The 23,038-nt window shown below is 39.9% G+C and carries 24 protein-coding genes; 14 read left to right on the plus strand and 10 right to left on the minus strand.

Features of this window, described 5'->3' with window-relative positions:
- Window positions 1-18 precede the first annotated feature (18 nt).
- A complete protein-coding gene (locus ATS72_RS18475) occupies window positions 19-189 on the minus strand; it encodes an oxidoreductase-like domain-containing protein (protein ID WP_074210185.1) in 171 nt (56 codons plus the stop codon).
- Window positions 190-291: 102 nt separating this feature from the next.
- Between ATS72_RS18475 and ATS72_RS18480 the strand changes: the two genes are divergently transcribed.
- Window positions 292-714 carry a hypothetical protein gene (locus ATS72_RS18480; protein ID WP_033018928.1) on the plus strand — a complete coding sequence of 141 codons (423 nt, stop codon included), beginning with the start codon at window positions 292-294 and terminating at the stop codon, window positions 712-714.
- 88 nt (window positions 715-802) lie between these two features.
- Window positions 803-2,167, plus strand: a complete 1,365-nt coding sequence (locus tag ATS72_RS18485) for a leucyl aminopeptidase family protein (RefSeq protein WP_058429803.1) — start codon at window positions 803-805, stop codon at window positions 2,165-2,167.
- A gap of 31 nt (window positions 2,168-2,198) precedes the next feature.
- On the opposite strand, the gene gloA2 is transcribed toward ATS72_RS18485, so the two are convergent.
- Together gloA2 and ATS72_RS18495 are read right to left on the minus strand one after the other, a co-directional pair.
- Complete coding sequence (gene gloA2, locus ATS72_RS18490; RefSeq protein ID WP_058429802.1) at window positions 2,199-2,585, minus strand: SMU1112c/YaeR family gloxylase I-like metalloprotein; 387 nt, start codon at window positions 2,583-2,585, stop codon at window positions 2,199-2,201.
- Between the two features lie 68 nt (window positions 2,586-2,653).
- Window positions 2,654-3,727 carry a ketoacyl-ACP synthase III gene (locus ATS72_RS18495; RefSeq protein ID WP_058429801.1) on the minus strand — a complete coding sequence of 358 codons (1,074 nt, stop codon included), beginning with the start codon at window positions 3,725-3,727 and terminating at the stop codon, window positions 2,654-2,656.
- A 153-nt stretch (window positions 3,728-3,880) separates the two neighbouring features.
- Here ATS72_RS18495 and ATS72_RS18500 point away from each other — a divergent pair, with 153 nt between their 5' ends.
- From ATS72_RS18500 to ATS72_RS18525, 6 genes are all read left to right on the plus strand, one after another.
- The gene (locus ATS72_RS18500; RefSeq protein WP_058429800.1) at window positions 3,881-5,185 is read left to right on the plus strand and encodes a metal-dependent hydrolase family protein; all 1,305 of its coding nucleotides are present in this window, start codon (window positions 3,881-3,883) and stop codon (window positions 5,183-5,185) included.
- 8 nt (window positions 5,186-5,193) lie between these two features.
- Entirely contained in the window at window positions 5,194-5,601 is a 408-nt protein-coding gene (locus ATS72_RS18505; protein ID WP_008126189.1) for a nuclear transport factor 2 family protein, read from the plus strand.
- Between the two features lie 54 nt (window positions 5,602-5,655).
- A complete protein-coding gene (locus tag ATS72_RS18510; protein WP_170865592.1) occupies window positions 5,656-6,891 on the plus strand; it encodes an ATP-binding protein in 1,236 nt (411 codons plus the stop codon).
- A complete protein-coding gene (locus tag ATS72_RS18515; protein WP_058429798.1) occupies window positions 6,891-7,415 on the plus strand; it encodes a response regulator transcription factor in 525 nt (174 codons plus the stop codon). The genes ATS72_RS18510 and ATS72_RS18515 overlap by 1 nt, the downstream gene beginning before the upstream one ends.
- A gap of 17 nt (window positions 7,416-7,432) precedes the next feature.
- Window positions 7,433-7,855: a thiol-disulfide oxidoreductase DCC family protein gene (locus ATS72_RS18520; RefSeq protein WP_058429797.1), complete on the plus strand. Its 423-nt coding sequence runs from the start codon at window positions 7,433-7,435 to the stop codon at window positions 7,853-7,855.
- Window positions 7,856-7,924: 69 nt separating this feature from the next.
- Window positions 7,925-8,203 carry a peptidylprolyl isomerase gene (locus ATS72_RS18525; RefSeq protein ID WP_004588770.1) on the plus strand — a complete coding sequence of 93 codons (279 nt, stop codon included), beginning with the start codon at window positions 7,925-7,927 and terminating at the stop codon, window positions 8,201-8,203.
- A gap of 77 nt (window positions 8,204-8,280) precedes the next feature.
- On the opposite strand, the gene ATS72_RS18530 is transcribed toward ATS72_RS18525, so the two are convergent.
- From ATS72_RS18530 to ATS72_RS18555, 6 genes are all read right to left on the minus strand, one after another.
- Window positions 8,281-8,628, minus strand: coding sequence for an energy transducer TonB (locus tag ATS72_RS18530; protein ID WP_006791652.1), 348 nt, complete (start codon window positions 8,626-8,628; stop codon window positions 8,281-8,283).
- A 167-nt stretch (window positions 8,629-8,795) separates the two neighbouring features.
- Entirely contained in the window at window positions 8,796-9,455 is a 660-nt protein-coding gene (locus ATS72_RS18535; protein ID WP_010556758.1) for a DsbA family oxidoreductase, read from the minus strand.
- A gap of 107 nt (window positions 9,456-9,562) precedes the next feature.
- Entirely contained in the window at window positions 9,563-10,783 is a 1,221-nt protein-coding gene (locus ATS72_RS18540; protein WP_006791654.1) for a M24 family metallopeptidase, read from the minus strand.
- Between the two features lie 153 nt (window positions 10,784-10,936).
- Window positions 10,937-11,545: a flavin reductase family protein gene (locus ATS72_RS18545; protein WP_006791655.1), complete on the minus strand. Its 609-nt coding sequence runs from the start codon at window positions 11,543-11,545 to the stop codon at window positions 10,937-10,939.
- 9 nt (window positions 11,546-11,554) lie between these two features.
- Window positions 11,555-12,283: an SDR family NAD(P)-dependent oxidoreductase gene (locus ATS72_RS18550; RefSeq protein WP_058429796.1), complete on the minus strand. Its 729-nt coding sequence runs from the start codon at window positions 12,281-12,283 to the stop codon at window positions 11,555-11,557.
- Complete coding sequence (locus tag ATS72_RS18555) at window positions 12,280-12,678, minus strand: thiol-disulfide oxidoreductase DCC family protein (RefSeq protein ID WP_058429795.1); 399 nt, start codon at window positions 12,676-12,678, stop codon at window positions 12,280-12,282. The genes ATS72_RS18550 and ATS72_RS18555 overlap by 4 nt, the downstream gene beginning before the upstream one ends.
- A gap of 120 nt (window positions 12,679-12,798) precedes the next feature.
- Between ATS72_RS18555 and ppc the strand changes: the two genes are divergently transcribed.
- Together ppc and cdd are read left to right on the plus strand one after the other, a co-directional pair.
- Window positions 12,799-15,444, plus strand: a complete 2,646-nt coding sequence (ppc, locus tag ATS72_RS18560; protein ID WP_006791658.1) for a phosphoenolpyruvate carboxylase — start codon at window positions 12,799-12,801, stop codon at window positions 15,442-15,444.
- 429 nt (window positions 15,445-15,873) lie between these two features.
- Window positions 15,874-16,800, plus strand: a complete 927-nt coding sequence (cdd, locus tag ATS72_RS18565) for a cytidine deaminase (protein WP_058429794.1) — start codon at window positions 15,874-15,876, stop codon at window positions 16,798-16,800.
- Between the two features lie 62 nt (window positions 16,801-16,862).
- Here the strand turns inward: cdd and udp are convergent, their stop codons facing one another.
- Window positions 16,863-17,618 (minus strand): uridine phosphorylase, encoded by a 756-nt coding sequence (udp, locus tag ATS72_RS18570; RefSeq protein ID WP_058429793.1) that lies wholly within the window; start codon window positions 17,616-17,618, stop codon window positions 16,863-16,865.
- Between the two features lie 445 nt (window positions 17,619-18,063).
- Here udp and ATS72_RS18575 point away from each other — a divergent pair, with 445 nt between their 5' ends.
- The 4 genes from ATS72_RS18575 (at window position 18,064) to ATS72_RS18590 (ending at window position 23,026) form a co-directional block, all read left to right on the plus strand.
- Window positions 18,064-19,173, plus strand: coding sequence for an arginase family protein (locus tag ATS72_RS18575; RefSeq protein WP_058429792.1), 1,110 nt, complete (start codon window positions 18,064-18,066; stop codon window positions 19,171-19,173).
- Between the two features lie 122 nt (window positions 19,174-19,295).
- The gene (locus ATS72_RS18580) at window positions 19,296-19,997 is read left to right on the plus strand and encodes a transporter substrate-binding domain-containing protein (protein WP_058429791.1); all 702 of its coding nucleotides are present in this window, start codon (window positions 19,296-19,298) and stop codon (window positions 19,995-19,997) included.
- Between the two features lie 133 nt (window positions 19,998-20,130).
- On the plus strand, window positions 20,131-21,408 hold the full coding sequence (locus tag ATS72_RS18585; RefSeq protein WP_058429790.1) for a hemolysin family protein: 1,278 nt from the start codon (window positions 20,131-20,133) through the stop codon (window positions 21,406-21,408).
- 460 nt (window positions 21,409-21,868) lie between these two features.
- Window positions 21,869-23,026, plus strand: coding sequence for an efflux RND transporter periplasmic adaptor subunit (locus tag ATS72_RS18590; protein ID WP_010556749.1), 1,158 nt, complete (start codon window positions 21,869-21,871; stop codon window positions 23,024-23,026).
- Window positions 23,027-23,038 lie beyond the last annotated feature (12 nt).

The raw sequence follows: 23,038 nt of genomic DNA on the forward strand, positions 1-23,038 counted from the left end.
GTTTTCGAGGTTGGCTTTTTAAATGCCATCCTGTTTTTTTGTTTTAGTTTGCAAATTTGTTAATTTCCATGTTGCTAATTTTTCTCTATATTCATCCCACACACATGAATAACAATTGCCACTGCCGCAACATTCATCAGATTTTGGTTTTTCAGGTTTTTGTGGAATTTGAGTTGTGAAATCAGTCATAGTTAATACTTTTTGGCACTAGTTTGGTGCGAAGGATAAAGTATAGTCATAATCAAGTAAATTATTCTTTGTTAACCCAACAGCATGTGTGAAAATATAGAAATGCGATTATATAAAGTTATTCACCGTGCTCCTTGGCGTGTAGTAAAAATTAGTAAAAAGCGTCAACAGCTTCGTTTTCGTCGTGCTATGGTGGCGCTTAAAATTGCACTTGCACAAGAAAAACAAGAAACTAAAGAGATGTTGGCCATATACAAGCGTTACACACAAGGGCAAACAAATAGTGCAGAGCTTAAACGAGCGAATGAGCAGTTTGTCGATATTTTAAAAGGCCTTGGATTGGGCGTATTTGCTGTGCTTCCTTTTTCACCCGTTACTATTCCACTTGTTGTTAAGTTAGGGCGGTTAGTGGGGGTGGATGTATTGCCCAGCTCGTTTAGCATTAATAAATCAATAAAAGAACTTGATAACGAAATAGAACAATCGCATCAAGAATCAGTTAAAAAAAATATACACAATAAATAACACTAAAAACTCGACAATTAGCGATACCTTTTAATAGTGCTTATTGATATGCTCGTATGAACAATTTTTACAAATTATGAGCTATTTAATGAGTGCATTACTTCGCAATACATCTTCTGGTATTCCTTTATCATTTATTCTTAAAAGCGAACTCTCTGATTGGCAATCAAAGCAGCCAACATTTATTCAAAATTGGCTAAACAATACAGGCTTTGAAAAGCAAGGTTTAGCGTTAATTCCCGATAGCAATTCCGGGGAGTTGTCCCAAGTAATTTGTTTAATGCAAAGCCCAAACGACTTTTGGGCTGCTGGCAATTTGGCCAATACGCTACCAGTGGGTAGTTATCAAATTCAAGGTGACGATACGTTCATAGAGTTTGTGGCATTAGGATTTGTTCTTGGTGGCTACGAATTTAGTGAATACAAAGAAAAACCGACTGTTAAAGCCGAGTTGTGTATTGGCGATGAACAGCTTTACACGCGTATCAAACAGCAAGCGGAAGCTATTTTTTTAGCGCGTGATTTAGTAAATACGCCTGCCGTCGATATGATGCCGCAACATTTATCGCAAGTGATGGAAGATTTGGCTTCAACTCATGGCGGTGATTTTTCACAATGGATAGGCGATGAATTGTTAGAGCAAAACTACCCAACTATTCATATGGTAGGTCGTGCAAGCGAGAATAAACCGCGTTTGCTTGATTTAAAGTGGGGAGCAGATGATGCGCCACTAATAACGCTTGTTGGTAAAGGTGTGTGTTTTGACTCTGGCGGGCTCGACTTAAAGCCAAGCAATGGTATGCGTAATATGAAAAAAGACATGGGCGGTGCTGCGCATGTTATTGCATTAGCTCAGCTGATTATGGCTGCTAAATTGCCTGTCCGTTTGAGAGTATTAGTACCGGCAGTTGAAAATGCGGTGTCGCGAAATGCATTTCGCCCGGGCGATGTTGTAAAAACGCGCAAAGGTATTATGGTTGAAATAGATAACACGGATGCTGAAGGGCGTTTAGTTTTGTGTGACGCGTTAAGTGAAGCACAAAACGATAATCCGGAGCTTATTATTGATTTTGCAACATTAACAGGGGCATGTCGTGTAGCGTTAGGTACTGAGTTACCTGGTTTCTTTTCTACAGAGCGTGATATAGCAAATGGTATAATTGATGCAGGAATCAGTGTGAATGACCCTGTTTGGCAGTTGCCTTTATTTGAGCAGTATCGTGGATTTTTGAAAAGTGATGTCGCAGATATGGCTAATAGTGCAAGTACTCCATTTGGTGGCGCAATTACTGCCGCACTTTACTTAAAAGAATTTGTAGAGCCAACCACGCCTTGGGTGCATTTTGATGTGATGGCATGGAATTTACGTGCGCTGCCAGGTCGCCCTGCTGGCGGTGAAGCACTTGGCATTAGAGCCGTGTTTAACTATTTGCAAAACCGCTTTAATCATTAATTACCCGTAAAACATTAGCGCTATATGAAGCTTAAACTTCATATAGCTCTAGCGGTAAATCATCTGGGTCGGCAAAAAAAGTAAATTTTTTACCTGTAATTTCATCAATTCTAATCTCTTCAACTGCCACACTTTTACTTTCTAAATATTCTTTTGCTTTAGTTACATTGTGGACTTTAAACGCTAAATGGCGTAAGCCTTGTGCTTCCGGGTAACTAGGCCTTGAGGGCGCACCCTCAAACGAAAACAACTCAACTTGACTACCATCAGGCATTGCTAAGTCTAACTTATACGAATTACGCTTTTCCCTATAATGCTCGTTAATAATGTTGAGTTTTAAAATTTCACTATAAAAATGTTTAGAGCGAGGATAATTACTGCAAATAATTGCAGCATGATGAATACCTAAAAGCTCCATAAACTTATTTTCCTTAAATAAAAAACGCACTAAAAAGTGCGTTTTAATTATACGTTTTTAAAGCAAGCTTATTCAGCGTCTTTACATGCTTTTACAGCTGGCGCCACAAGCTCTAAACCTGTTTGGGTGCAAGGTGCTAATTGTGCGTCGCTAACGCGAATTGGAGTTACACGTTCGCCCCATTTTATGTAGCTTGCAGCCCATGTTAAACCTGCGCCAAAAGCCGCAGACATAATATTTGAATGAGGCTTTATTAACCCTTGTTCAACTGCTTCACATAGCGCAATAGCAATGGTTGCAGCTGATGTGTTGCCATAATCTGCAATGTTAACCATTACTTTTTCATCAGGTACTTTTAAACGGTGCTGGATTGCCTGAATTATGCGTAAATTAGCCTGATGTGGTACTAGTACGTTTATGTCGTCTAGGCTTAAATTAGCTTGCTCGAGAACGTCGTCACAGGCTTCACTCATACCTTTTACGGCACGCTTGAATATCTCTCTGCCTTCAAATAGCAGATCAGACGGGCCAATGGGTTCATATTTGTTCAAATCACTACCAAAGTTAGTAATATGAAGAATGTCGCGGTCTTCACTATCGCACCCTGTTTTAGTGCCAAGTAAACCTGCCGGTGTTTCTGCAGCTTCTAGTACAACAGCACCAGCGCCATCACCAAATAGTACTGCACTGTCGCGGCGCGCCCAGTTTACATACCAAGTCATTCGTTCAGCAGCAATAACGACCGCTTTTTTGATCATGCCTGCTTGAATTTGCGCAGTAGCAGCTTGTAATGCGTATAAAAAGCCAGAACACGCAGCATTCGTATCCATGGCGGCTGCACCTGTTGCGCCAATATTTTTTTGCACTTGGGATGCCGTATTTGCAACAACTGTTGAAGGTGTACAGGTTGCAAGTATGACAAGATCAATGTCTTTTGCGTCAATACCTGCGCAAGCAAGTGCGTGTTTTGCTGCAACAGTTGCCAGCTCTGCCGTGCTTACATGGCTTACACGGCGAGATTTGATGCCAGTACGCGTGGTGATCCACTCGTCGGTGGTATCAACTATTTCGCTAATTTCATCGTTGCTAATACTTGCTGGTGGTATGCATTTGCCCCAACCAGTGATATGTGCGTATGGCATAGTGTGTTCTCTTAAGGTGGTATAACTTCAATTTATTACCGGCAAGTTATACCAAAATTCGACTTATAAGACTAGTTTATAGCATGCTTTGTATCGTAAATATTCGCTATTAAAGGTTTTTTAGAGTAAAGCTAGTATAAAAAAGGAGCATGTATGAAAACAGCACTCACAACATTATCGTCAATTGTATTGGCAATGTTCGTTAATAATGTAAACGCAGCACAATCTAAAATCATTTACGCAGGTAGTTTACTTGTAGCATCTGAGCAGGCATTAAAAAAAGAACAAACCTTAGTTGTTACCAATGACAAAATAACGGCTATTAAAGACGGTTATGTATCAAAGTCAGTACTTAATTTACCTGATGCTGAAATAGTTAATTTAAAAAACCAGTTTGTTATGCCAGGTTTGATTGATATGCATGTACATGTGACTTTTGAACGTGACGCTCAAGCAAACCCACATCGTTGGGCTACAGAATATGAAGCCGATTATGCGCTTCGTTCTATTAAATATTTACAGCGTACGCTTGATGCCGGCTTTACGTCGGTGCGTGATTTAGGCAGCGACTATCAAGTTATTTTTCCGTTAAAACGCGCAATTGAACGACAAGACATTGCAGGACCTCGTATTTTTGCAGCCGGTAATACAATATCGCCAAGCGGCGGTCATGCTGATATGCATGGCTACAGAAAAGACATAACCGATGTTTTTAAAACGACATTAGGCATTTGTAATGGCGCTGACGATTGCCGCCGTGCTGTGAGAGAAGTTATTAAAAGTGGTGCTGATGTAATTAAAATTACTGCAACGGGTGGTGTGTTGAGTAATACCGCAGCGGGAGTGAATCAACAACTCACTGATGATGAACTGTCAGCTATTGTAGATACAGCGCATCATTTAGGGCGAAAGGTAACAGCGCATGCCCACGGAACAGAAGGAATTAAAGCAGCGCTTAGAGCTGGGGTTGACTCAATAGAGCACGGGTCTTATTTAGATAAAAAAACAGTCGATTTATTCAATAAAACGCAGGCCTATTTAGTTCCCACACTGCTTGCTGGTGCCACGGTAAGTGAAGAGGTACTTACTAATCCTAATATGCCAGCGGCAATTGCGAATAAAGTGCGAGAAGTAACGCCTAAAATGCAGGCATCGTTTAAGTTAGCGCTCAAAAACAAGGTAAACATTGCCTTTGGTACCGACTCGGGTGTATCGCGTCATGGTCTTAATGCAAACGAGTTTGGTTTAATGGTTGATAATGGAATGAGTGAGGCGCATGCAATAAAGTCAGCCACAGTGTATGCTGCTAAATTGTTAGGGCAAAGCCATCAGTTAGGCGACTTGAGTGTTGGTAAGCAAGCAGATATTATCAGCGTAAATGGTTCGCCACTTGAAGACATAAACGTACTCAAAAACGTGCAATTTGTTATGAAAGCAGGGCAAATTTACAAGCAATAGGGAAGCACATGAGCAGCAAAATTAAAGCGTCGTTGTTTAATCATTTAATTGAGGCTGAGCGTCAATTACTTGAGCCTGAAGTTCGCCAATCAGAGCGTGCACTCGACGCTTTACTCGACGATGAGTTTATCGAAATTGCTGCTAATGGCACGTCGTTTAATAAATATCAAGTACTCACACGTCTACCCACAGAGGTGGTGCCGCAGTTTTATAATCAGCATTTTAAAGGCCGAATGTTGAGTATAGATGTGGCGCAAATAAGTTATCAAGCAGCGTATAGGCGCTCAGCCCGTGCCGAATTTAATTATTCACTTCGTATGTCGTTATGGCGTAAAAATAGCGCACAGCAATGGCAAATGGTGTTTCATCAAGGCACACCGTGCGCTGCTTTTACAATTTCAATGGACGACGAGTAACGTTTTACCTCAACTCATTTTTATATATTAAATTGGAAAATCATTGTTTTGTTAATGCAAACTGATCCCACTATCAGCCGTTTACTTATGCTACGAAGCGGCGCCATTGCAGTACAATTAATTGCAGTATTAAGTGTTTATTTTTTACTTGATTACCAATTGGCATTACTGCCCTTACTTGGTGTTATTGCTTTAGAAGCTGCTTTTCAATTAGTCAGTCTATTTGCTTACCGACACGTTAGCCACGCTAAACCCTCGGTTATGCTGATGCAACTCACTGCTGACGTTTTGTTTTTAACTGTTTTGCTTTCTTTAAGTGGCGGCGCAACTAATGCATTTGTGTCGTTATTATTACTGCCTATTATGATAGCAGCGGTAACGCTACGTGAAAAAGGCTTAGCCTATATTGCTTTGCTTGCCATTGCTGCATACAGCTTTTTGTTAATAAACATGCCCGATCACAGTATGCATCAAATGAACATGAGCGGTCACTTTGTTGGCATGTGGGTTAATTTTGTTTTAAGTACCAGTGTAATAGCGCTTGTGATAGGGGCTATGAGCCGTGCACTAAAAGAACGCGAACGCGTCATTGCTAAAGCACGAGAAAAACAATTACGAAATGAGCAACTAGTAACGCTTGATGGAGCTGCAGCACAAATAACTCATCAGTTAGCAACACCGATAGCTAACTTACAACTGTTGTTTGAAGAATTATTAGAGGAGCAACCAAACAATACTATAGTTAAACAGATGCAAACCCCACTTGAACAATGTCGAGAGCAACTTAATAGTTTTAGAGCGCTATCGGAGCAAATACGGGTTAACAATGCTAAAGATCAAATAACCATAGCTCAATTACAAACAGCCATTAACGATACCTTTGTATTACAGTACCCCGGTCAACATATTAAATGGTCTACACCTTCCATTAATGCGATTCTTTTAAGTGACGCAATGTTGTTACCAGCTATATTAAATTTATTGCAAAATGCAGCTATAGCTAATCAAAAACAAGGTAAAACAGAGCTTGAGTTAAGCTGGGAGCTTAACCAGCAAGATCAATGTATAGATTTATTAATCCGTGATTTTGGCGATGGTTTTACGTCCTCACAACTAGCTGAACTAGGGGGGCAGGTAATGCCTAGCGAACAAGGCATGGGTTTGGCCGTGTTGTTATCTAATGTCACGTTTGAGCGACTAAATGGCTCGCTAACCTTATTTAACCATAAAGAAGGCGGTGCTGTAGCAAAGGTACAATTAGCCATTATTAATAACGAGCAAACAGCATAATGAAGTTACTAATAATTGAAGATGATATAAATTTAGCCAGTACGCTTGCTAGGCGTTTAACTAAGCAAGGCTTTATATGTGACGTTGCTCATAATCAAAGTGATGCGTTACTTCGTGCGCGCCAAATAGTACCCGACTCTATTTTATTAGACATGAAACTTGGGGACGACAACGGCTTAATGCTTATAAAGCCACTGCGCAACTTATTAGAAAATACACATATAGTGTTACTAACCGGGTTTGCTAGCATTGCCACTGCGGTTGAAGCAATGCGCTTAGGGGCAAACGATTATTTAACTAAACCTATTGATATGGCAACATTATTAAAAGCACTTAATAACGAAACAAGTGAGCTTCAAACGAGTATTGATGATGCTGTTATGTCACCTGAACGCTTAGAATGGGAGCATATTCAGCAAGTGCTACACAGTAATAATGGCAATATATCGGTCACAGCTAGGCAATTAAATATGCATAGACGCACATTGCAACGTAAGTTACAAAAAAAGCCGGTCCAGCACTAATCGCTTAAGGAAAATAAATGAGTGAAAATGCAGTCACACTAATGCGTAATCGAAAAATTATATTATTCGATGCGCAGTGTAAATTATGTAGTGCGTGGTGTAATTTTATAATTAGTAACGATACCAATGCCATTTTTAAACTATGCAGCGTGCAATCCCCAAAAGGTGAACTGCTATTAACTCACTTTGGTTTTTCAACTACCCAATACGCTTCGATGGTGTACTTACAAAACGGCAAAGTGTTCACACAAAGCCACGCTTTTTTTGAAGTAGTGAAGCAGCTTGGTTACCCTTACAAACTAGCCACTGTATTTAATATTTTACCCAACACCTTTAATAATTGGCTGTACGATAAAATTGCTTTAAACCGTTATACCTTATTTGGAAAATATCAGTATTGCCGTATTCCCTCTAAATGTGATGAACTTCACTACTTATAGAATCAATTAGATGCCCTCAAACAGGGGCTGTGCTAAAATCGCCGCGTTTTAAATTATCAGGGCTTTGAAATGGCAAGTACAGCGCACGCACTCCACATATTGGTTAAGCACAAAGAAATAGCAGAAGACATTATTAAGCAATTAGGTAAAGGTGCAAAATTTCAAACCTTAGCTAAAAAATATTCGTCGTGCCCATCGGGTAAAAAAGGCGGTGACTTAGGTGAATTTAGACGCGGGCAAATGGTTCCGCAGTTTGACAAAATAGCCTTTAATGGCGCTATTTTAGAGCCACACCTAGTTAAAACTAAATTTGGCTGGCATGTTATTAAAGTGCTTTATCGTACTTAGTTTATTTTAATTAAAGATGCATCTTTGGGTATATAAATAAGGCTGCAATGTGCAGCCTTTTTTGTTTTAGTTAGTTATTATTTTTCTAAATTGAAATCTATAGTCATTTCTAAGTCTTCATCAACTACTGCAATACCATTAACTACTTTAGGTGCGTAACGCCATTTAGAAAGAGAGCGAATTGCAGCTTTATCAAAAGTTTTAACAGGCTCAGCTTTGATCACCTTAATATTAATTGGCTTACCAGATGTATCTACATCAAAAGACATTGTCACGCTACCTTCTATCTTTTCACGGGCGTTTTTAATTGGATATTCCGGAGGACTCGGCATTATAAGCGTAGAGTGAGGGCTATCAGCTAAAGGTGTTGTCGAACATGCAGTTAAAAGAAACAGTGAAGTTAGTGTTGTAATTATATATTTCATTATAAATCCCTTTATAGGTACTATTATTGATTTGTTAAATTTAGTTTCTATAATGACACCAAAAGAGAACGAAGGTAAATAACAAGTTTGTATTATTTTTGAACTCATAAATATATAAGAAAGGCTGCAATGTGCAGCCTTTTTTTGTTTTAAAATTTATTTGTATATCAAGCGTCTTGCTTGGCTTCTTCTTCGCTAATTTGTTTTAGTGCTTGAATAAATGAGTCGCTTGGTTGTCCGCCAGTGAGTGCGTATTTATCGTTTATGATAAACGTAGGGACTGAGGTAATACCCATTTGTTTAAAGTTATTTTGCTCTTGGCGTACAGCTTGAACGTATTTATCTGAGTGCAAAATATTTCGGGCTTCTTCTTTATCAAGACCAACACTTTCGACAACATCAAGCAGAGCGTCTTCTTGGTTTAAGTATTTTAAATCGGTGAAGTGCGCTTCAAAAAAGGCGAGTTTTAACTCGGTTTGTTTATCTTCTTCGCGTGCCCACATTAATAAACGATGCAAATCAAAGCTGTTGATCATGATACGTTTGCCATCAAAGTTAAACGTAAATCCAGCACGCTTTCCTGCTTCAAACATGTTTTTACGATTTTCATCGCCTTGTTCTTCAGTTAGGTTGTACTTTTGCATTAAATGCTCGTTTAAGTCTTGACCTTCAACTGGCATATCTGGATTTAGCTCAAAAGGATGCCATGTAATATCTGCACTCATTTCGTCTTTAAGTTGGCCAAGTGCTGTCTCAAGATTTTTATAACCTACTACACACCATGGGCACATTACGTCTGACACGATATCAATTTTAAAATTTTTCATATTCATCCTTTTGCGGATTGCTTTTGTATAAAAGGGATATTGGGATGAACTGGACTTTATCAACGAATAAAATAAAAAGAGCAGCTAAACAGCTGCTCTTGAAGGAATTAAGCGTTAAGCCCAAATGGGTCGTCGATACTGTGGCTAGGCTCTGTAAACCAATGAGGGCCGTTGTCGGTCATATAAAAATGATCCTCTAAACGCACCCCAAATTCATCGGGTATCACTAGCATTGGCTCGTTACTAAAGCACATGCCTGGGGCAAGTGGGGTTTTATCACCGCCAACTAAGTATGGCCATTCGTGAATATCTAAACCAATACCATGGCCAGTTCGATGCGGGCAACCCGGTGTTTGGTACTGCGGGCCCAGCCCTTGAGCCGCTAAATAGTTACGAGCACCTGCGTCAACATCTTCGCATGTAGTACCAATGTTTGCGGTGTTAAATGCGGCCAGTTGCGCTGCTTTTTCGTGATCCCAAAACATGCGCTGGCGCGGTGTTGGTTCACCAAATACATAGGTGCGGGTTATATCTGAAAGGTAATCGTGTACTTTACAGCCGGTATCTATTAATACCATATCGCCTTTTTTAAGCACTTGCGCATCTTTAACACCATGTGGAAACGACGTTGCTACACCAAACAGTACAATGCAAAAATAGTTGCCCGGAGCGCCTACTTTTTGATGCGCTTTTTTTATAAAGGCTTCGACTTCTGTGGTGGTAATACCTTCGTAAAGCATACTCGCAGTGGCTTGGTGAACGGCTAAGGTCATGTCCATTGCGCCCTGCATAAGTGCTAATTCGTTAACCGATTTGTGCATGCGGCAATGTGCAGTAACGCCTTGCGCATTGATTATATTTAATCCTTTTTGCGCTTTGTTAATACCATCGAATATAAAGAACTGTGCGCTTTCATCGATGCCGATGGTGGCGTCGTCACTAATGTTTAGTTGCTTTAATACGCTAACAAATAGCGCATAAGGGTTTTCGTGCTCTTGCCAGCCGTGTATTGGCCCTTCAACCACTTTAAAGCCATCTAGAGTACCAATTTCAAAATAAGGTGCAATGTACTGTACTTCACCAATCGCAGGTAAAATTGCGCCAACCATACGTTCACTCGCATACCACTTCATACCCGTAAAGTAGGTGAGGTTGGTCCCTGCATTTAGGTAAATTGCATCAATGTTATTAGCTGTCATATAAGCTTGTGCTTTTGCTATACGTTCAATGTGTTCGTCAGTCTGAATAGGTGTTAACGATTGGGTCATATTACTTAAGCTGGCTAATGCTTGCTCTGGGGTTTGCGTGCCAATACCGATTGTGCTCATGGGATTCTCCTTGGAATTTTCGCTATTGTGCGCAATGCATTTTTAAAATTCAATGTTCTGCGATCAGCAACATCGATTGGGATTGTGAGTGCGTTGGGGCTAAGTTGGGTTATGTGTTTGCCATGATAAAGGGGTGAAAAACACCCCTAAAAGTTATTTTTTTGCGTAGGGAAGGCGCGTTAATTTATTTGCTGTGTGGTAGCTGTCAAGGCCAGTAACCGCGACAGTATCAATGGCTTGTAAATCTAGAAATCCATCGCTTTGCAGAGCGGTTTCATCTAAATACACATCGACAATTTCACCAATCACTAGTTCAGTTCCGTTAATTTCAAGATGTTTACTTTCAACAAATTTTACTGAGTATTTTAAGCGACTCTCTTTGACAAAAGGGGCCGAAAACTCATTTAAGTACTCAGGTGTTAACCCTGTTTCTTCAAATTCGGATTCGTCTTTGTCGTAGCGTGCTGAGGTTTGATGCGCTTGTTTATAAATAGACTTATTTACCTGATTGATAGTGTAAACACCTGTTTGTAATATATTTTCAAACGTATGGCGCGGTACACTGTGTGGGCGCATTATCATACCTACGAGGGGAGGGTGAGCACCCAAATGAATAACCGAACTAACAATCGATAAATTAGTGTTGCCTAGTAGGTCTTGTGTGCCTATTAGGTTTGCACTTTTAAACCCAGATAACGAGTTTATTAAATGTGTACGAGTACGTTTTTCAAGTGCGTCGATACGCGCTTTAGTAAAATGCATTTTAAATCCTTACCACGGTATAGTTGAGCCTTGCCAATCTAAATAAGCTGGCTCGCCATTTAGTTCTAAATCAGGGTTGTTATTTGTTAAGTCAAAAAGTTGGTGAGCTACAAATTCAGGTGTAAACAATTTGCCTTCGGGTACATTTTTTTGAAAAGGCTTAGACAGGTCTGTGTCAGTTGTACCAGGATGAAATAGCACAAGTTTGGTGTTCTTTGCACGACGAGCAAGCTCTACTGCGGCAGTTTTAAATAACATGTTAAGGGCTGATTTAGATGCCCGATAAGTGTACCAGCCTCCCATTTTGTTGTCGTTAATACTACCTACTCGTGCACTTAAGGCAGTTATAGTGCAGTGCGTTTTATGATTGATTAAAGGCAAAACGCTTTGTAAGCAGAGCAATGGGGTAAGCGTATTTGCGTTTAGTAACAAATTAAAATAATCAGCGTTGATGTCTTCAAGCTTTTTTTCTGGCATGTGCTCGGAGTTATGTAACTTACCGTTGAACATTATTACCTGGTGTATGTCGGCTTGCTCATCTTTTAAATGTTGAGTAAGGCCAAATAAGCTGTCAGTAGAGTAATCAGTATTGTAAAAAGTAATGTTGTTACTGTCTTGTGGAACATGGTTACTTGAACTGACGCATATGATGTTAAATTCAATTGTTTGGTTTTGAAGGTGCTTTACGTAGGCTTTAGCAATCGCGCTACTAGCGCCAAAAAGAATAATTGTCTTCATTTTTTTCCTTTTGATTTTATGGCGCACTGGCCGTTGTTGCACTGGGTGTTAGGCATTAACAACCTGCTTACAGAGTGCCTGTGTTTTGCAAAAAAAATATAGCCCCAATCTGCAAAAATACGAATAACCGGCAAGCGAAAAAGTTTCAACCAGCGGTGTTTTTCAACTGTTTTCCAAGCTTGGTATGTTACGTCTAGCCCATAAATCATCTCGCCATTTTTTAGTTGCGCTTGTAGGTACGTAAGTGCTTGGTTTTTGTTTATATGCCTGTAGCGCTCGCTAAAATCGGCAGCATTTAAATCCTCAAGGGTAATTAAGCTGTGTTTATCTGCTTGTTTTAACTGTTGCATTTCAGTGCTGCAAAGTGGGCAGTTACCGTCGTAAAAAATGATCATACCAGTGCTTTGTGATTATTTTATCTATACTTTTTTACGACATGACATTGCAAATGGATCTATTAAATATGCGCTCTTAATGATATTAATAGTCCTCCATGAAACAAAGGAGACTGAGAAATGAGTGAACAATATGCCGCCCTGCGAGGTAATGTAGGTCTACTTGGACAATTATTAGGTCAAACTATAAAAGATGCCCAAGGCCAAGCAATTTTAGATAAAGTAGAAGAAATTCGCGCTTTATCAAAATCCTCTCGCAGTGGTAATGAAGACGATCGCAAGGCGTTAATTGAAGTATTACATGCCCTTAGTGATGAAGAGCTTTTACCGGTTGCCCGTTCATTTAATCATTTTTTAAATTTAGCCAATGTGGCAGAGCAGTTTCATACTGTATCGCGTTTTAATGACGCTGGTCTTGGCCAGCAAAACCCTCTCACTCAAACATTAAAAACGTTAGCCGCTAAAGCACAAGAAGGTCAGTTAGACTCTAACCACCTTGCTGACACACTCTCAAAACTCCACATTAATTTAGTACTAACGGCCCACCCCACAGAGGTTACACGCCGTACAATTATTAACAAGCACGTTGAGTTGAGCGATTGTTTAGCATCGCTTGAGCGAAAAGATAACTTGGAGCATGAGCGCGAAGCTATTTTAAATAGAATTGCTCAGTTAATAAGCCAAGCGTGGCATACAGACGATATTCGTCGTTCGCGCCCAACGCCTGTTGATGAGGCTAAATGGGGGTATGCAGTTATTGAAAATAGCCTTTGGCATGCTGTTCCGCGTTTTTTACGTGAATTTTCGGAGCATGCTAAAGAGCAATTAAGTCTAGAGTTGCCCATTGACTACAGCCCAATTGAATTCACTTCTTGGATGGGTGGAGACCGAGACGGTAACCCATTCGTTACTGCACAGGTTACTTCGCAAGTTCTTGACCATGGTCGCTGGATGGCACTTGATTTATATAGCCGAGATATTGATACGTTATGCGCTGAGCTATCTATGTCTGACGCCAGCGACGAACTCATTGAGTTGGCAGGCCAAGATTTTGAACCCTACCGCACTGTGCTTAAAAAGCTTAAAGGCGAAGTGTCTGAAACAGTGGCGCATCTAGGTGCAAAAATTAAGCACAAACGCACTGACGCACAAGATCTTGTTACTGATATTAACCAGCTTAAGCACCCAATTGAGGTGTGCTATCGTTCATTATTAAAATGTAACATGAAAGTCGTTGCCGATGGCTTACTACTTGATTTAATGCATCGTTTAAACAGTTTTGGCCTACGTTTGGCAAAACTGGATGTACGTCAAGATTCATCACGCCACAGCGACGTTTTTTCTGAACTTACGCGTTATTTAGGGTTAGGGGACTACAACCAGTGGCAAGAGCAAGACAAGCAAGCATTTTTACTAGCGGAGCTTAATTCGCGTCGTCCGCTTATTCCTAAGCATTGGCAACCAAGCCCTGATGTACAAGAAGTGCTCGACACCTTCGATGTAATTGCAAAGCAAGATGAAAAAACATTTGGTTTGTATATTATTTCAATGGCACGCACTGCATCCGATATTTTAGCTGTACAGTTACTTCTTAAAGAAAGCGGCTGTAGTTTTGAATTGCCAGTTGCCCCATTATTTGAAACATTAGACGATTTGAATAATGGAAGCGACGTGATCACGACGCTACTCGATAATGTGTGGTACCGCGGCCATATTCAAAATACGCAAAATGTAATGATTGGTTATTCAGACTCGGCTAAAGATGCCGGTATGATGGCAGCAGGTTGGGCCCAATACGAAGCAATGGATAAACTCGTGCAGCTTGCAGACGAGCGTGGCATTGAGCTTGTGCTATTCCACGGTCGAGGAGGAACTGTTGGTCGAGGTGGTGCACCGGCTGCACAAGCACTGCATTCGCAACCGCCAGGCTCACTTAAGGGGGGTTTACGGGTAACAGAGCAAGGCGAAATGATACGCTTTAAATTTGGTTTGCCAGATGTAGCACTACAAAGCTTAAATATATATGCAGGGGCAGTACTGCAGAGTAACTTATTACCACCGCCAGAGCCTAAGCCACAATGGCGCGAAGTTATGAAGCTTATTAGTGAGCAGTCGTGTGAGCATTACCGCAATGTTGTTCGCCACGACGAAAACTTTGTTCCTTACTTTAGAATGGCAACGCCAGAATTAGAGCTTTCTAAACTTCCGCTTGGCTCTCGCCCTGCAAAACGCAACCCTAATGGGGGCGTTGAAAGTTTACGTGCTATTCCATGGATTTTTGCATGGAGTCAAAACAGGTTAATGTTGCCTGCTTGGTTAGGTGCGTTAACAGGCTTAAAAAAGGCACTAGACCAATATGGCTTAGAAACACTAAACGAAATGAGCCTCAATTGGCCATTTTTTAGAGCTCGTTTAGAAATGCTTGAAATGGTATTTAGTAAAGCAGATAGCTGGTTAAGTGAGCACTATGATAATGCGCTGGTGGAAGATATGTACAAGCCGTTAGGTGTAACCTTGCGAAAAGAGCTTGAAGAGGCCATTGAGCTTGTGCAGTCATTAAGCCCGCAAAAAAGCTTACTTGCAGCTCAGCCTTGGATAAAAGAGTCGATTAGTTTACGAAACCCATACACCGATCCGCTCAATGTATTGCAGGTTGAATTGCTTCGCCGTGCCCGCTCTAACGAGGAGCATAACGAAGGTGACATCGATAATGCATTAATGATCACTATGACAGGTATTGCTGCAGGTATGCGTAATACTGGTTAATTGTTAACGTTTGTTATTTAGCAAGGGAACACGCCGTGTTCCCTTTTTTGTGTTTAATAACATAGGCCTGTTTATCTTTCGGGGTTAAATTTGCAACAGTGTGTTTGGTACTTAGGTAAGGCAGCGCCTTTATAGGATGGTTATTCCTCATAAATAGGCGGTAACGCAGCATGAATACCAAACACGTGCTGCCCGAATGTTCGCCCTAGGTGCGATTAACTCTTTGTTGCCTACATGGGTGAAGGGAAGGAGCATGAGCAGGACTAGGAAGTTTTGCTCGGTTTACTTAGCCCACTAGGTTATAAACCTCGCACCACGATTAAATCGTCTCTAGTTTGAACAAGTTTTAAGCCTGAAAGGTCAACAGGCCCTAGCAATTTGGGTCTTAAACTTTTAAACTACTTAGCCATTGAATAATTAAAATACATTATGGCTTCAGCAACTTTTACTGTACAAGAAGATACAGCCCTTACAAATTCTCATATCACGTTAAACGTAGCGCAAACAGAGTCCTTACGTAGCCAATTAAAGTCGCAGCGCGGCATATTAAACACAAACAACATTGAACAGCTTTGCAAAGAGTTTAATGTTTCTGTCGATTCACTGTTACAAGGTTTAGTACCTTTAGCGTCTGAGTTTTCAGTAGCTCCAGTATCACATTTTCATGTTGGTGCAATTGTAAAAGCTATAGATAAGCAGCAACAAGTTAATTTTTATTTTGGCGCTAATGTAGAGTTTGATCATCAAGCACTGAGTCTCGTTGTTCATGCAGAACAGTCTGCCATTAATAATGCTTGGTTAAATGGTGCTAAAAAAATTCTTAAAATTGCTATAAGCGACGCTCCGTGTGGCTATTGTCGCCAATTTATGAATGAATTAGCCGATGCGAAAGAGTTTGATATTTTACTTCCAAGTCAACATTTTAAATTGGCAGAGCTATTACCTCACTCGTTTGGACCAACCGATTTGGGTAACGAATTTAGTTTGTTTAACCCAAAGCCTCAGCTTGCGGTTTTTGATGACGAACAGATCGAAGAGACTTTTTCTGGCTTTGCGTTAAATGCGTATGTACCGTACAGTCAAAATTTTAGTGCGGTCAAGGTAAGTACATTCAATAATGGGGATTTTTACGGCAGTTATGCAGAAAACGCAGCTTATAGCCCAAGTTTATCGCCTTTGCAAAGCGCGTTGAGTCAGTTCTTTTTAGCTGGCCTTAGTTTTGATAAAGAGACGGTGAAAGGCATCACACTTTTAGAAACTAAAGGGCACGAAAATCAAGCGGGTGTTTCGAAGGCGGTACTATCGGGATTTACTGATCTGCCAGAGCTAAAAATAATTAGCGCTGCGCTTAAATAGTGTCAAAAAAGCACAGCTAATAAGCTGTGCTTTTACATATCAATTTTACTTATTAAGTAAAATTAACCTAGTAACACCTTGGCGGCTTCTAATACAACAGCCACTGATTTTCTTTCTATTTCACCGTGGTCAACGTTAGGAATTTCTTGACGAGTACGGTTAACTAAAACACCGGCAACACAGGCAGCTTGCAAGCCAAGGGCTGCACACATAGTGAATAATGTGGCCGACTCCATTTCGTAGTTCATTACGCCCAGCTTTTGCCATTCTTCACAACTACCTTGAAATGCTTTTGGCACATAACCCGAATGAGTATCGTAGCGCTCTTGGCCTGGGTAAAATGTATCGCTAGACGCTGTAATACCAATATGAAAGTCAATTTCTAAGTTTTTACATGCTTCAACCATGGCTTGTGTTGCATAAAAATCAGACACAGCAGGGTAGCTAAGTGGTGCAAAATGTTGGCTTGCACCGTCTAAACGCACAGACGCTTGGCTAATTAAGATTTCACCTTCATTAATGTGAGGTTGAATAGCACCCGTAGTACCAATGCGTAAAAATTGACGCACGCCCAATTGAGCAAGTTCCTCTACTGCAATCGATGTAGATGGACCGCCAATACCGGTTGAGCATATAACCACAGAGTGGCCATTTAGTTGACCTAGATAAACATGAAACTCACGTGTTTGAGCAAGGCAGGTTGGGTTGTCTAGGAATTGAGAAATACGTGCAGCGCGATCTGGGTCACCGGGCACAATCGCAAGTTTTGCACCTTGTAGATCGTCAATACATAGTCCTAAGTGAAATACCTTTTCCATATCTAAGCCTTTTTAAAATAATTTTTATCAATCTAGCATAATTGCTAGAAACCTTTCTTAAGTACAGGACGTATGTCCGTATTAATATAATTGAGTGCTTGTTTAGACCAGTAAAATAGGGCTTTAGCGTATTTTATTCATCAACTATGAATATTCAAGCACACCCATGGATTGCTGGTTTACTTGTGCGGTTGACTTGTGTGCGCAAGCATTATAAGTATCACTCAACTAAGTGGTTAGTCATAAATGATAATTGCCTGCATTAATTAAAAGCTTTTAAATATCAGTTGCTTATGTTTTTATTTTAAGTTGGTTTTGAAAGGGTTTTTAATGATACAGACAAAGAAAATTTTTAATTTTTTAATTATTTAAAGTTTAGGCCTGTTTAATCGTTTTGCATAAATAATCACTAAAATACGCACTGAACAATTCATAAGGATTTATTATGAGTCAAGAAATTCAAGCATTTAATAGTAAAGTAGAGCACTGCTTATGTGCTCCTGGCGATGGTGTTTTTACCGTTAATACTGCAAAAGAGCGAAAAGCGGCACTTCGAAATAAACTGTATGGTCAAACCGAAAATGTAGATACGCTATGGCGCGAATCGTTAAATGAGTTGCCTCACTCTCCCCATAAAGCGGTCATGCTTGGAATTAGTTCTGATTGTGGTGGCGGTATTTTACGTGGTGCCAATTGGGGTCCTTTGTTTGTTCGCTCAGCATTAATTGATCAGCACCCTGAATGTCATTCGTTCGACTTAGGCGATGTGCGTGTTATTCCACATTTGTTACATGACAAGTACCTAAACGACACAACCATCTCTAATTGCCAAAAAGCGCTATACGGAAACGAGAATAACGACTACTACGTAAGTCCGTTATCAATTACTGAAGATGTGTGCGACAGCTTTTATGCCACGTTTAAAGATAAAGGTATTTTTGGTATTGGTGGCGATCACTCTATTAGTTATCCATTAACCAAAGCGTATTTAAAAGCAAAACGCGAGCAAGGGAAGCGTACGGCTATTATTCATTTTGATGCGCACACCGATTTGCTTGTGGAGCGCTTGGGTATAGATTTATGTTTTGGCTCTTGGTGTACACATATCTTAGAGTTTTTACCTGCACCCCATCACTTAATTCAATTTGGTATACGTTCAAGTGGAAAACCAAAATCACACTGGGAAAACACATTTGGGGTTAAGCAACATTGGGCGCATGAAATTATTGAACGCGGTGCAGCCGCTGTTGCTGCAGAGACTATCGCGCAACTAAAAGCGGATAATGTTGATGAAGTGTATGTAAGTTTTGATATTGACGCACTCGATGCCGAATTTGCTTCTGCAACCGGTACACCGGAAGATAACGGTTTAACACCTAAGCACGCGCTAGACATTTTATCAGCCATTGCCGATGAGTTTCCTATTACGGGCGCTGATATGATGGAAATAGCACCATTTACCGATAGTTCTCTAGTGGGCCAAGCAAGTTCTGAAACAACATTAAAAGAAGGCGCAAAAATTTCAGCGTTTTTAATTAATGCGATGAATAAATAAGTGCTTCAAAACTAATACTATTGACTTAATCTTATTTTATTAAATACTCAAAACTAGCAGTCTACAAAGCCTCAACTATATTTATTGAATAATTGCACTAATTTAGTTGAGGCTTTTACCCAATGAAGGGATTTGTTTTTTTACTTTGCGTGTTGTGTACGACAGTAAAAGCACACGAAATTAACATAGTGACGGAGGTGTTTCCTGACTTTCAATATCTCGATGCAAACAACCAATTGGCAGGTCGCTCTGTAGAAAAGGTAAAAAACGCCCTTAATGCTGCTGGTATTAGTTACACTATGTCGGCTAACAATTGGAGTGTGTCTTATAACGCAGCCCTTCGAGATAAAAACACCTGTATTTTCTCAATTGTTCGTTTGCCACCAAGAGAAAATAACTTTGTGTGGATAGCTGAACTTGAAGAGTTTGAGTCAGCGATTTATGGACTGAAATCTCGAGGCATAAAGTTAAAGACTTTACATGATGCCAAGCGCTATAAAATAGCAGTATTAAGAGATAACTTTAGCCATCATTATTTACTTGAACGCGGTTTTAACGAAAGCCGGCATTTGTTGTTGATTGATAATTTAGATAAAATAGATAAGTTAATTAGTGCACGCCGTGACATTCTTGATTTTGTCATTCTAAGTAAAAAACAATTTAATTACCGTCTCAAAACATCACCAAAGTTAAATTTACTCGAGCCAGTGCTTGATTTAAATACGGCTCAATCTCCATTATATTTTGCGTGTAACATAAATATGGATGAGTCGTTAATCACACAGTTACAGTTTGCATTTAGACAAACCTCCTCTCTTAATTAGTGGCTAAAAATCATTTAACTAGCTGAATAATAAAAACTTAAACATAAAGTGAAAATATCAATTGCTGCGATTAAAAAAGCGACTATAATCAGCTGCTTTTTATATAAAAAGCGCTAACTTTTTGGAGCGTTAAATGGGTGATTTAATCGGGATTAGTCTTTTGATCTTGATCAGTGCGTTGTTTGCTATGTCGGAAATAGCAATTGCAGCGTCACGAAAAATAAAACTTCGCGTAATGGCAGACGAAGGCAGTTTAAATGCAGCTGCGGTATTAAAACTGCAAGAAAATCCGGGCGCGTTCTTCGCCATGATACAAATAGCACTTAATGCTATCGCTATATTAGGCGGCATTGTAGGTGAACAAGCGTTATCGCCATACGTTGAAAAAGTATTGGTTTTATTTTATCAGGGTGCGTATGTAGAGAAAATTAGCTTTCTATTCTCATTTTTTACTATTACCTCGTTATTTATTTTATTCGCCGATTTAATGCCTAAGCGACTAGCGATGATCATGCCAGAAGCTGTCGCCGTTAAGGTCGTTAACATAATGCGTTGGGTTACATTTGCATTAACGCCTTTAGTGATGTTTTTTAATGGCGTGACTAACTTTGTACTGCGACTGTTTAAAGTCCCCGCAGAGCGTGAAGATAATGTAACCACAGAAGACATTGTTGCCATGATGGAAGCTGGCGCTGAGTATGGTAGTTTGCAAAAGCAAGAGTATGACTTAATAGGTAATGTGTTTGATTTAGAAGCACGCTTTTTATCAAGCGTAATGACCCCGCGTGACCAAATTGTGTACTTCGATTTAAACGAAAGCAGTAATGACATTGCGACCAAAATTATTGATCACCCGCATAATCATTTTTTAGTTGTGACGGGTAACTTAGACAAATTACATGGCTCTGTTGAATCAAAAGATATTTTACGCCAAGTGCTCAAAGGTGAAGCTGCTAACATCAATGACGAATTAGTTGATACCGATGTATTTTACTTACCAGAAACATTAAGTTTGTCAGAGGCATTAAACGCATTTAAAAGTGCTGCTAAACCATTTGCTATTGTAGTAAACGAATACGCGCTGCTTGTTGGTATTGTTACTGTAAAAGATTTAATGAAAGGCTTTATGGGAGATTTAATAACTCACCAAGGGGATGAACTAATAATCGAGCGAGATAAAACTTCGTGGTTAGTTGATGGACTGACGCCAATTAGCGATTTAGCTAAAGTGCTCGATATAGATGAGTTCCCAGAGCAGATGCATTTTGAGACGGTGGCAGGCTTTTTAATTTACACCATGAAACGAATACCTAAACGTGCTGAGCATATAAGTTATGCGGGCTTTAAATTTGAAGTGGTTGATGTTGAAGGTATTCGTGTAGAGCAATTGCTTGTATCTAGATTAGCTTAAAGCTTGCCATCCTAATCACTTTATAAACGCTTAACCACGTCATGAATAAAAAAGCCAAGTTCGCCTTGGCTTTTTTGTTAATGAAAGTTTATCAAATTGTTTGTTACAACAATTGTATTTGGCTATTGCCTAATGGGTATCTGGCTAAATGGCTCATACCTCTAATTAACTGAAATATAATATTTAAATCTTTTCACTATCTACTTTTAGGCTTTAATTTAAACAAAGAAGGTTTTTGCGTAAGTACTTTTCTATTTTTAAAAAAATACAGTGCGCTGAGCACTATAGTTAGCTTGTAGGTGCAAATATTTATTATAAAAGCCTTATTAACATTACTTGGTGATTTAGTATGAGGTCGCATAGTTGAGTGTAATTTTGTGTAAAGATCAGCTTATTAAGATGTATTCTCACTAACATTTAATTTAGAATGATCGTTCACTCTAAATTAAAGGTATTTAACATGCAGCGTTCTAGCACCGCTTTATTTGTATTTTCAATTCTCATAGGTTCAGTTGCGTTAACTGGTTGTGACCAAGTGACAGAGCAGTCGCAGGCAGCTGCTCCTAAAGCTGTGCCGGTAGGGGTTATTACGCTTAAAAAACAATCGCTAACTTTAAGGCAAGAGTTGCCTGGACGTATTAGTGCATTTCAAATTGCAGAAATACGCCCGCAAGTAAGCGGTATTGTGCAATCACGTTTATTTACCGAGGGGTCTCAAGTAGAAAAAGGTCAAGCGCTTTACCAAATTAACCCTGCTACTTTTGAAGCCAACTTAGCGGCAAGTGAAGCTGCTGTTGCCCGCGCTGAAGCAAGCATTGCAAGCAGTAAAGCTAAAGCGTCTCGTTATAGTGAATTATTAAAAATTAAAGCGGTTAGCCAGCAAGATTACGACGAGGCTGATGCAGCCTATAAGCAAGCAAAAGCCGAACTCCTTACTGCTCAAGCGCAGCTGCAAACCTCAAAAATTAATTTAGAATACAGTCATGTCTCTTCGCCTATTAGTGGGCAAATTAGTAAATCGAATGTCACCGTAGGTGCGTTAGTAAGTGCCAACCAAGCCACTTCTTTGGCAACAGTTACACAACTTGATCCTATCTATATTGATTTAACGCAGTCGAGTAGCGAATTAACCAAGCTTAAAAAAGCGATTGTTTCGGGCGACCTAAGTGTGGATTCAACCAGTCAAACCGATGTTGAACTCACTATGGAAGATGGCTCTTTATATTCTCATAAAGGCACTTTACAGTTTTCTGAGGTGACAGTTGACCCAAGTACAGGGTCGGTTACATTACGCGCTAAATTTCCTAACCCTGAAAAGTTACTACTTCCAGGGATGTATGCTCGCGCCTCAATTGTTGAAGGTGTTAAAAACGATGCTATTTTAGTTCCACAGCGCGGTGTTAGTCGAAATTCGAAAGGTGAACCTACCGCAATGGTTGTTAGCAAAAACAATACTGTAGAGAGCCGCGTTTTGAAAACAGACCGCACCATTGGATCTAATTGGCTTGTAACCGATGGCGTAATGGAAGGCGATAAACTGATTGTAGAAGGGCTACAAAAAATTCGCCCGGGCGCACCAGTTAGCCCATCTGAAGTTCAAACTGCTAAAGCGCAATAACGGAGAATTTAC

The organism is Pseudoalteromonas sp. 13-15 (genome assembly GCF_001468205.2).
Classification (GTDB): domain Bacteria; phylum Pseudomonadota; class Gammaproteobacteria; order Enterobacterales; family Alteromonadaceae; genus Pseudoalteromonas; species Pseudoalteromonas marina.

Excerpts from the sequence above, each read along its gene's own strand:
- ATS72_RS18475 (WP_074210185.1), bottom strand. The coding sequence starts at position 189 with ATGACTGATTTCACAACTCAAATTCCACAAAAACCTGAAAAACCAAAA.
- ATS72_RS18480 (WP_033018928.1), top strand. The coding sequence starts at position 292 with ATGCGATTATATAAAGTTATTCACCGTGCTCCTTGGCGTGTAGTAAAA.
- ATS72_RS18485 (WP_058429803.1), top strand. The coding sequence starts at position 803 with ATGAGTGCATTACTTCGCAATACATCTTCTGGTATTCCTTTATCATTT.
- gloA2 (WP_058429802.1), bottom strand. The coding sequence starts at position 2,585 with ATGGAGCTTTTAGGTATTCATCATGCTGCAATTATTTGCAGTAATTAT.
- ATS72_RS18495 (WP_058429801.1), bottom strand. The coding sequence starts at position 3,727 with ATGCCATACGCACATATCACTGGTTGGGGCAAATGCATACCACCAGCA.
- ATS72_RS18500 (WP_058429800.1), top strand. The coding sequence starts at position 3,881 with ATGAAAACAGCACTCACAACATTATCGTCAATTGTATTGGCAATGTTC.
- ATS72_RS18505 (WP_008126189.1), top strand. The coding sequence starts at position 5,194 with ATGAGCAGCAAAATTAAAGCGTCGTTGTTTAATCATTTAATTGAGGCT.
- ATS72_RS18510 (WP_170865592.1), top strand. The coding sequence starts at position 5,656 with ATGCAAACTGATCCCACTATCAGCCGTTTACTTATGCTACGAAGCGGC.
- ATS72_RS18515 (WP_058429798.1), top strand. The coding sequence starts at position 6,891 with ATGAAGTTACTAATAATTGAAGATGATATAAATTTAGCCAGTACGCTT.
- ATS72_RS18520 (WP_058429797.1), top strand. The coding sequence starts at position 7,433 with ATGAGTGAAAATGCAGTCACACTAATGCGTAATCGAAAAATTATATTA.
- ATS72_RS18525 (WP_004588770.1), top strand. The coding sequence starts at position 7,925 with ATGGCAAGTACAGCGCACGCACTCCACATATTGGTTAAGCACAAAGAA.
- ATS72_RS18530 (WP_006791652.1), bottom strand. The coding sequence starts at position 8,628 with ATGAAATATATAATTACAACACTAACTTCACTGTTTCTTTTAACTGCA.
- ATS72_RS18535 (WP_010556758.1), bottom strand. The coding sequence starts at position 9,455 with ATGAAAAATTTTAAAATTGATATCGTGTCAGACGTAATGTGCCCATGG.
- ATS72_RS18540 (WP_006791654.1), bottom strand. The coding sequence starts at position 10,783 with ATGAGCACAATCGGTATTGGCACGCAAACCCCAGAGCAAGCATTAGCC.
- ATS72_RS18545 (WP_006791655.1), bottom strand. The coding sequence starts at position 11,545 with ATGCATTTTACTAAAGCGCGTATCGACGCACTTGAAAAACGTACTCGT.
- ATS72_RS18550 (WP_058429796.1), bottom strand. The coding sequence starts at position 12,283 with ATGAAGACAATTATTCTTTTTGGCGCTAGTAGCGCGATTGCTAAAGCC.
- ATS72_RS18555 (WP_058429795.1), bottom strand. The coding sequence starts at position 12,678 with ATGATCATTTTTTACGACGGTAACTGCCCACTTTGCAGCACTGAAATG.
- ppc (WP_006791658.1), top strand. The coding sequence starts at position 12,799 with ATGAGTGAACAATATGCCGCCCTGCGAGGTAATGTAGGTCTACTTGGA.
- cdd (WP_058429794.1), top strand. The coding sequence starts at position 15,874 with ATGGCTTCAGCAACTTTTACTGTACAAGAAGATACAGCCCTTACAAAT.
- udp (WP_058429793.1), bottom strand. The coding sequence starts at position 17,618 with ATGGAAAAGGTATTTCACTTAGGACTATGTATTGACGATCTACAAGGT.
- ATS72_RS18575 (WP_058429792.1), top strand. The coding sequence starts at position 18,064 with ATGAGTCAAGAAATTCAAGCATTTAATAGTAAAGTAGAGCACTGCTTA.
- ATS72_RS18580 (WP_058429791.1), top strand. The coding sequence starts at position 19,296 with ATGAAGGGATTTGTTTTTTTACTTTGCGTGTTGTGTACGACAGTAAAA.
- ATS72_RS18585 (WP_058429790.1), top strand. The coding sequence starts at position 20,131 with ATGGGTGATTTAATCGGGATTAGTCTTTTGATCTTGATCAGTGCGTTG.
- ATS72_RS18590 (WP_010556749.1), top strand. The coding sequence starts at position 21,869 with ATGCAGCGTTCTAGCACCGCTTTATTTGTATTTTCAATTCTCATAGGT.